The organism is Rhizobacter sp. (assembly GCF_031412495.1).
Lineage (GTDB): Bacteria > Pseudomonadota > Gammaproteobacteria > Burkholderiales > Burkholderiaceae_C > Schlegelella_A.
Genome location: NZ_JANODC010000450.1, coordinates 1 through 7,545 on the forward strand (window position 1 = coordinate 1; position 7,545 = coordinate 7,545).

The following is a 7,545-nucleotide window of genomic DNA, read 5'->3' on the forward strand; positions in this document are numbered from 1 at the left end:
GAGGCTGTTCGAGGCCGGCTCCGAAGACGCGGTGCTGACGCGCACCGTCACCGGCAAGCCCTGCCGCACCCTGCGCAGCCGCTTCACCGACGCCTGGGACGCGCCCGGCGCGCCAGACACCCTGCCGGCGCCGCTGCAGGCCCTGCTCTGGTGGGGCCAGGGCCGCACGCGCGTCGAGCGCGTCCGCGCGCGGGAGTTCCTCACCTACCCGGTCGGCCAGATCGTCGGCGACATGACGGCCGAGACCTCGGTCCGCAACGTCGTGCACGACATGATGGTCGAGCTGCTTGAATCGAAGGAACGACTCGACGCCCTGCTCGACTGAACGCCGCCACAGGACACGCCATGCTCATCATCCGCAGCCTCTTCTTCGCCCCGGCGAACCGCGCCGACCTGGTCGGCAAGTTCCCGCGCTTTTCCGCCGACTGCCACGTCGTCGACCTCGAGGACGGCACGCCGGCGGCGGAGAAGGCGAGTGCCCGCGACGGCCTTGCGGCGCTCGCGTCGGGCCTGCGCACGCAACGCCTGCGCGGCCTGCTGACGGTGCGCGTCAACGAGCCCGGGTCCGACCATTACCTCGACGACCTTGCCGCCGCGCTCGACAGCGACATCGACGGCATCGTCATCCCCAAGCTCGAGAGCGTCGACCAGCTCTTCCCGGCGCTGCACCGCCTCCGTCGTCTCGACCGCGACCGGCCGCGCCGGCAGCCGCGCTTCATCGTCGGCGGGCTCGAATCGATCGGCGGCGTCGCCAACGCCGCCGCCTTGTGCGCCGCCGACCCGAGCGTGGCCGCGGTCTACTTCGGTGCCGAAGACCTCGCCAGCGAGCTCGGCGCGCGGCGCACGCCGGGATCGGTCGAGGTCATGTACGCGCGCTCGCAGGTGCTGCTGCACGCGAAGGCGGCGCGCATCGTCGCCATCGACCAGGCAGTGGTCGAGATCCGCGACGACCAGCACTTCGAGAGCGACGCCAACGTCGGCCGCGACATGGGCTACGACGGCAAGATCTGCCTGCTGCCGCGCCAGCTCGACGTCGCCAACCGGGTCTTCCGGCCGAGCGACGCCGAGCTCGAGCACGCGCGCCGGTTGATCGCCTTCTACGACGAGGCGACGGCGCGCGGCATCGGCACGGTCGACTTCGAAGGCAAGATGATCGACGGCCCGCTGCTGAAGCGGGCACAGCGCCTGGTCGCTTTCGGCGATCACCTGGCGCTGCGGCCGAGCGGAGCGGCGGCGTGATCCGTGTCGACGCGGCGCAGCTCGAGCTGCGCCGCTGGATCCGGCCCGGCGACGGCATTGTCATGGGCCAGGGCACGGCCGAGCCGCTGACCCTCACCGAGGCGCTGGTGCGCCAGCGGGCCGAGCTCGGCGGCGTGCGCGCCTACCTCGCCGCGATGTTCTCCGAGACCTTCCAGCCCGGGCAGGTCGACGGCATCGAGCTCACGGGCATGGGCGGCGTCGGCACCAACCGGCGCCTGATCCAGGCCGGTGCCATGGACGTGATTCCCGGCCACGTGTCGCAGAACCTCGGCTTCATCGCCGACGGCACCATTCCCTGCGACGTCGCCCTGGTGCAGGTCAGCCCGCCCGACGAGCACGGCCGCTACAGCCTCGGCCTCGGCGCCGACCACAGCCGGGCCGCGGTCGACAAGGCGCGCGTGGTCATCGCCGAGATGAACCGGCTCGTGCCGCAGACGACGTGCGACGTGGCCCTGACCGAGGCGGACATCGACGTCCTCGTCGAGACGAGCCGGGCGCCGATCCAGCTGCCCTCGGCCGCCATCGGCGAGCTCGAGCGGCGCATCGCCGGCCACGTCGACCGCTACATCCCGGACCGGGCGACGCTGCAGGTCGGCTTCGGCGCCATCCCGGAGGCCATCATCGCCATGCTCGCGAACCGGCGCGACCTCGGCATGCATTCCGGCATGGTCGGCGACTCGCTCGTCGACCTCGTCGAGAGCGGCGCGCTCACCAATGCCTTCAAGGGGATGGACGTCGGCATCAGCATCACCGGCGTGCTGTTCGGCACCGACGCCAGGCTGTACCGCCATGCGCACCGCAACCTGGCGCTCAAGGTCTGCCCGATCGACTACACCCACGCCGGCGACGTGCTGGCCCGGCTGCAGCGCTACGTCTCGATCAACTCCGCGCTCGAGGTCGACCTCACCGGCCAAGTCAACGCCGAGAGTATCGGCGGCGACTACATCGGCGCCGTCGGCGGCCAGGTCGACTTCGTCCGCGCCGCCGGCCGCTCCCCGGGCGGTGCCTCGATCATCGCCCTGCCGAGCGCGGCCAGGCGCGGCACGCTCTCGAAGATCGTCGCGCGGCTGAGCGGCCCGGTGACCACGGCGCGCAGCGATGTCGACATCGTCGCCACCGAGAACGGCGCGGTGCGGCTGCGTGGCCTGCCGCTGAGGAAGCGCGTGAAGGCGATGATCGAGCTGGCGGCCCCGCAGCACCGCGAGGCGCTGTCGCGCGAGGCGCACGAGCTGTTCCGCGCAGCCGATCTGAGCCGAGCCAGCTGAACGCGCCCACCGCCAGTCAGCTCCCGGTCGGCGGTTCGGCGATGCGCGGTCGTCCGCGCCGAGCCCGTCCCTGCCTGCTCAACGATTCCCGGCGGAGTCCTTCTTCCCCTTCGACCCGCCGCCGCCCGGGGACGCCTTCCCCGGTTGGTTCTTGGGTGCGTTGGGTTTCGACTTCTCGCCTTGCCCGCCGACGTCGCGCTTGGTGTGAGGTTGGTTGGAAGCCACAGGTCACTTGCCTTTCTTGAGTTCAGCTTCGACCTTGTCACGCGAGTTGCCCACCTTCTTCACGGCCTGGCGCACCTCGGGAGGCTTCGCCCCGGTCTTCTCGGCTTCGTAGCTCACCTCGTGCTTCTGCCCCCCTGCCACCTTGGCTCGGTCCTGGGAGCGCCCTGAATTGGATGCCTGCGGCATGTGTTTCTCCTATTGCTGAAGACACGATCGTGAGCAGCACGGGCCGCCGCGGCTGTCGGAGAAAACCGCGCACCGCGGTCAGCCGGTTCCACGGGCTCTCCTGACGACGGTGCGCGACCCCAGGGCGAGGCGAAGCAGCGCCACGCCGGTCGGCCCGGCGCCGGGCGCAGTCGGCGTCTAGCCGCCCGAAAAGTCCGGCTTCCGCTTTTCGACGAACGCGTTGACCGCCTCGACGTGGTGCGCCGTCTTGTGGGCGACGGCCTGGAAGCCGGCCGACATCTCGAGCAGGCTTTCGAGGCGAGTGTGCTGGCCTTCGCGGAGCAGGCGCTTGGTCAGGCGCAGGCCCGCACCCGGGTTGGCCGCGATGCGGCCGGCGAGCGCCATAGCCTCTTCCATCAGCCGCTCGGCGGGGACGACCTTCGAGACCAGGCCGCAGGCCAGGGCCTCGGCCGCGTTCAGGGCATCGCCGGTGAAGGACATCTCGGCCGCCTTCGACATGCCGACCACGCGCGGCAGCAGCCAGGCGCCGCCGTCGCCGGGGATCAGGCCGACCTTGACGAAGCTTTCGGCGAACGAGGCGCTCTCCGAGGCGATGCGGATGTCGCACATGCAGGTGAGGTCGCAGCCGGCGCCGATGGCAGCGCCGTTGACGGCGGCGATGGTCGGCACCTCGAGGTTGTAGAGCGCGGTCGCGAGGCGCTGCACGCCCTGCCGGTACCAGTGCCGGATGGCGCTCGGCGGCTCGTCGAACAGCGACTGCATGTGCTTCAGGTTGCCGCCGGCCGAGAACACCGTGCCGGCGCCGGTGAGCACGACGACGCGGACCGAGCTGTCGTCGGTGATGCGGGCGCAGGCGTCGACGAACTCCTGCGGCGCGCTGTTGCCGGTGAGCACGTTGCGGGTCTCGGGCGCGTTCATCGTCAGGGTGACGATGCCGCCCGTCTGCTCGTAGAGGAGAAAGGGCTTCATGGACGGATGTCCTCGTTGCGGGGGATCAGGGCGGAACGCATGAAGTCGAGCGCCGGGCCGCTGCCCGGCGCGAGCAGCGCCCGGCCGAGGATCCGGTTCCAGTGCGTCTCGGCGCCGTAGTCGGCCCGGCCCTCGTGCAGGCGGCGGGTGTAGAGCTGGAGGTCGAGATCGGCGGTGATGCCGATCGCGCCGTGCACCGCGTGTGCCGTCGTCGCCGCGAGCGCCGCCGCTTCGCTGGTGCGCGCCTTGGCGAGCGCGGCGCGCAGCGGGTCGGGCAGCGGTCCCGTGCCGGCGCAGCCGATCTCGGCGGCCATGCGCGCAGCGGCGACGTGCTCCGCCATCGTCGCGAGCTGGTGCTGGATCGCCTGGAACTTGCCGATCGACTTGCCGAACTGGACCCGGTCGTTGGCGAAGGCAACGGTGAGCTCGAGCACCCGGTCCATGGCGCCGGCGAGCTGCGCCGCGACGATCGCCGCGCCGGCCTCCCGCCACGCCACGGCGCCGGGGACGCGGATCGACCCGGCCGGCGCGGCGTTCCAGCGCAGGTCGGCGCGCAGGCTGCCGTGGATGCCCGACGAGCGCCGGGCGATGCCGGCCACCGGCACCAGGCACCAGCCGTCGGCCGAACCCACGGCGACCCAGTCGGCGACAGCGCCGAACGGCGTGTCGGGGCAGGCGATCGAGCCGTCGTCGGCGTGATGGTTCTGTGCTGCGATGGCGATGGCGCCCTCGGGTCTCGCGATGCCCTCGTGGGCGAGCAGCGCGCGCACCAGCATCGTCGGCCCCAGCGGCACCGGCAGCGCGTGCCGCCCTTCGCCGAGGAACAGGGCGAAGGCGTCGCCCAGGCGCAGGCCGGCACCGCCGTCCGCCTCGGCTACGAGCGTGTCCAGGAACCCCGACTGCTCGAGGCGCGACCACAGGGCGCGGTGCGCGCCGCCGCGCTCGATCGCGCGAACCGTGTCCGGCGCGCAGGCGTCGGCGAGCAGGCGCTCGAACGGCTCGGCGATCTCGTGGCTCATCGCAGGCCCAGGCCACGCGCGATGAGGCCGCGCAGCACCTCGCGCGTGCCGCCGCGCAGCGAGAAGGTCGGCGCGAACTGGGTGATGTAGGCCAGCGTGCGCAGCAGCGCCGGCGGGACGTCGTGGTCGCCGGCCGCACGCGAGGTCGCGATCGCATCGGCGATCGCGATCGGCATGAACTGCTCGAGCTCGGTGCCCAGGTCCTTCACCAGCGAGGCTTCGGTCATCGGGCTGGCGCCGGCGCCGACCGCGGCCGTGACAGCGACCGACATCGAGCGCAGGGTCGCCGTGTGGCCGACGATGCGCCCGGCGAGCGCCAGTGCGGCCGGGTCGTCGCATCTCGTGGCCCGCAGATGCTCGAGCCAGGTGTCGAAGAGGACGATGCTCGAGTACAGCCGCTCCGGGCCGCTCCGCTCGTAGGCCAGCTCGGCCGTGACCTGGGCCCAGCCGGAGCCTTCGGCGCCGACGAGCGCGTCGTGCGGCAGGTCGACGTCGTCGAAGAAGACCTCGCTGAAGTGGCGGTCGCCGGTGAGGTCCTCGATCGGGCGGATCGTGATGCCGGGTGTCTTCAGGTCGATGATCAGCTGCGACAGGCCGCGCTGCCGGTCCTCGAGCGTGCCCGAGGTCCGAACCAGCGCGATCATGTGGTGCGAGTGGTCGGCGTTGGTGGTCCAGATCTTCTGACCCTTCAGGCGCCAGCCGGTCGCCGTCGGCGTTGCTCGCGTCCGCACGCTGGCCAGGTCGGAGCCCGCCTGCGGCTCGCTCATGCCGATGCAGAAGAAGAGCTCGCCGCGGCAGACGCCCGGCACGTAGAAGCGCTTCTGCGCTTCGGTACCGTAGCGCAGCACCATCGGCGCGCTCTGCCGCTCGGCGATCCAGTGCGCCGAGACCGGCGCGCCGCGGGCCAGCAGCTCCTCGACCAGCACGAAGCGGGCGAAGGCGTCACGGCCGCCGCCCCCGTAGGCCTGGGGCAGCTGCAGGCCGATCCAGCCGCGGCGGCCGAGGGCGCGGCTGAAACCGGCGTCGAAACCGAGCCAGGAGCGGGCGCGAAGCTCGGGCGCCATGCCGGCGAGCGCCTCGTCCAGGAAGCGGCGCACGTCGCCGCGCAGCGCCTCCGCCTCGGCCGGCAAGGGCTGCAGCGACAGCGCTCCGATCACGTCGGCGCCTCGGCGGTGCTTCTGCGCTTGCCTACTTCAGCCCGGCCTTGAACGCGTTCAGGACTTCCGTGCCCGCGCGACCGCGCTTGTCGAGCGTGTCGGCCCAGTCCCTGGCGACGTCCTGCATGACCGTGGCGACGGTGGCCTTGTCGGCGGGCGAGAGCGCCGTCAGCTTGACGCCGGCGGCCTTGACCTTCTCGATGTCGCCGGCCTCGTCCTTCTCGACCTGGGCGCAGGCGGCCTTCGTGAGCTGCTCGCCCATTGCCGTGAGCTCCTGCTGCATGCCTGCCGGCAACGACTGGAAGCGCTTCTCGCTGATGACCCAGTTGGCGACGAAGGTGCCGAAGTTCTCGCCGATGGTGCCGGTCTTCGACAGCTTGTGGATCTCGTAGGGGGGCAGGCTGTTGAAGGGGAACAGGACGCCGTCGATGGTGCCGCGGGAGAGCGACTCGTAGACGTCCGGGGTCGGCATCAGCACGGGAATGGCCTTCAGCTTCTTCAGCACCAGCTCCTTGGCCGAGCCCGAGGCGCGGATCTTCATGCCCTCGATGTCCTTGAGGTTCGTGAAGGGCTTCCTGGTGATGATCTGGTACGGCGGCAGCACGATCGTGAAGAGCAGGCGGACGCCGTTCGGCGCGAACTCCTTCTTGTCCAGCATGCCGCCGGGCTTGGCCAGGTTCCAGTACGCCATCGTCCCCTGGCAGGAGCCGCTGAAATCGAGCGGCAGCTCCGACACCACCGACAGCGGCATCTTGTCCGACACGAAGCCCGGCGCGACGTAGGCGATGTCGATCACGCCCGACTGCACGAGCGAGAGGAAGTCCTTCGCCTTGCCCATCTGCTCGGCCGGGTAGTACTCGAACTCGAAGCCCTTGGCCGCTGGGTTCGCCTTCAGCCGCTCGATCATCGGCGTGGTGATGTACTTGGGCAGGTAATGGCCGACCGGGAACGAGTCGGCGATCTTGATCTTGGTCGCCTGGGCGAGCGCGCTGCCGGTCAGGCACAGGGTGGCGGCGATCGCCAGCGACGCCTTCTTGAACATCGGGGTCATGGGAGAACCTTTCTTTCTGGGTGAGCTGGAGTGACGGGAGCGCTGCGCCTAGGGTGCCATTTGCGCAGGAAGCCAGAGGATGATCTGCGGAAAGGCGACGAGGACGACGAGCAGCAATAGATGGCTGAACACGTGCGGCCAGACGCCGGCGAAGATCTCCTGGAGCGGCCGCTTCGCATAGCGCGAGACGACGAACACGTTCAGGCCCACCGGCGGCGTGACCAGCCCGACCTCGGCGACGACGATGACGATGACCCCGAACCAGACCGGGTCGAAGCCGAGGGCCTTGATCAGGGGCAGCACGATCGGCACCGTCAGGATCAGGATGGCGATCTGGACCATCAGGCAGCCGAGCACCAGGTAGATGAACAGGATGAAGGCAAGGATGACCCAGCGCGAGACGTCGAGCCCGC

8 protein-coding genes and 1 pseudogene are annotated in these 7,545 nt (G+C 70.8%); 3 read left to right on the forward strand and 6 right to left on the reverse strand.

Going from position 1 to position 7,545, the window contains the following annotated elements:
* From AC30N0_RS16845 to AC30N0_RS16855, 3 genes and pseudogenes are all read left to right on the forward strand, one after another.
* A pseudogene (locus AC30N0_RS16845) lies at positions 1 to 325 on the forward strand (nitronate monooxygenase); the annotation flags it as partial.
* Positions 326 to 345: 20 nt separating this feature from the next.
* Positions 346 to 1,239 carry an HpcH/HpaI aldolase/citrate lyase family protein gene (locus AC30N0_RS16850; protein ID WP_489519051.1) on the forward strand — a complete coding sequence of 298 codons (894 nt, stop codon included), beginning with the start codon at positions 346 to 348 and terminating at the stop codon, positions 1,237 to 1,239.
* Positions 1,236 to 2,525, forward strand: a complete 1,290-nt coding sequence (locus AC30N0_RS16855) for an acetyl-CoA hydrolase/transferase family protein (protein WP_489519052.1) — start codon at positions 1,236 to 1,238, stop codon at positions 2,523 to 2,525. The genes AC30N0_RS16850 and AC30N0_RS16855 overlap by 4 nt, the downstream gene beginning before the upstream one ends.
* Positions 2,526 to 2,753: 228 nt before the next feature.
* On the opposite strand, the gene AC30N0_RS16860 is transcribed toward AC30N0_RS16855, so the two are convergent.
* From AC30N0_RS16860 to AC30N0_RS16885, 6 genes are all read right to left on the reverse strand, one after another.
* Entirely contained in the window at positions 2,754 to 2,936 is a 183-nt protein-coding gene (locus tag AC30N0_RS16860; protein WP_489519053.1) for a DUF3606 domain-containing protein, read from the reverse strand.
* 177 nt (positions 2,937 to 3,113) lie between these two features.
* The gene (locus AC30N0_RS16865) at positions 3,114 to 3,905 is read right to left on the reverse strand and encodes a crotonase/enoyl-CoA hydratase family protein (RefSeq protein ID WP_489519054.1); all 792 of its coding nucleotides are present in this window, start codon (positions 3,903 to 3,905) and stop codon (positions 3,114 to 3,116) included.
* The gene (locus tag AC30N0_RS16870; protein WP_489519055.1) at positions 3,902 to 4,924 is read right to left on the reverse strand and encodes an acyl-CoA dehydrogenase family protein; all 1,023 of its coding nucleotides are present in this window, start codon (positions 4,922 to 4,924) and stop codon (positions 3,902 to 3,904) included. Before AC30N0_RS16870 ends, AC30N0_RS16865 begins: the two co-directional genes overlap by 4 nt.
* Entirely contained in the window at positions 4,921 to 6,081 is a 1,161-nt protein-coding gene (locus AC30N0_RS16875) for an acyl-CoA dehydrogenase family protein (protein ID WP_489519056.1), read from the reverse strand. Before AC30N0_RS16875 ends, AC30N0_RS16870 begins: the two co-directional genes overlap by 4 nt.
* A gap of 31 nt (positions 6,082 to 6,112) precedes the next feature.
* On the reverse strand, positions 6,113 to 7,132 hold the full coding sequence (locus tag AC30N0_RS16880) for a TRAP transporter substrate-binding protein (protein ID WP_489519057.1): 1,020 nt from the start codon (positions 7,130 to 7,132) through the stop codon (positions 6,113 to 6,115).
* 48 nt (positions 7,133 to 7,180) lie between these two features.
* A partial coding sequence (locus tag AC30N0_RS16885; protein WP_489519058.1) for a TRAP transporter large permease subunit occupies positions 7,181 to 7,545 on the reverse strand: 365 nt, incomplete at its 5' end.

Excerpts from the sequence above, each read along its gene's own strand:
- AC30N0_RS16850 (WP_489519051.1), top strand. The coding sequence starts at position 346 with ATGCTCATCATCCGCAGCCTCTTCTTCGCCCCGGCGAACCGCGCCGAC.
- AC30N0_RS16860 (WP_489519053.1), bottom strand. The coding sequence starts at position 2,936 with ATGCCGCAGGCATCCAATTCAGGGCGCTCCCAGGACCGAGCCAAGGTG.
- AC30N0_RS16865 (WP_489519054.1), bottom strand. The coding sequence starts at position 3,905 with ATGAAGCCCTTTCTCCTCTACGAGCAGACGGGCGGCATCGTCACCCTG.
- AC30N0_RS16870 (WP_489519055.1), bottom strand. The coding sequence starts at position 4,924 with ATGAGCCACGAGATCGCCGAGCCGTTCGAGCGCCTGCTCGCCGACGCC.
- AC30N0_RS16880 (WP_489519057.1), bottom strand. The coding sequence starts at position 7,132 with ATGACCCCGATGTTCAAGAAGGCGTCGCTGGCGATCGCCGCCACCCTG.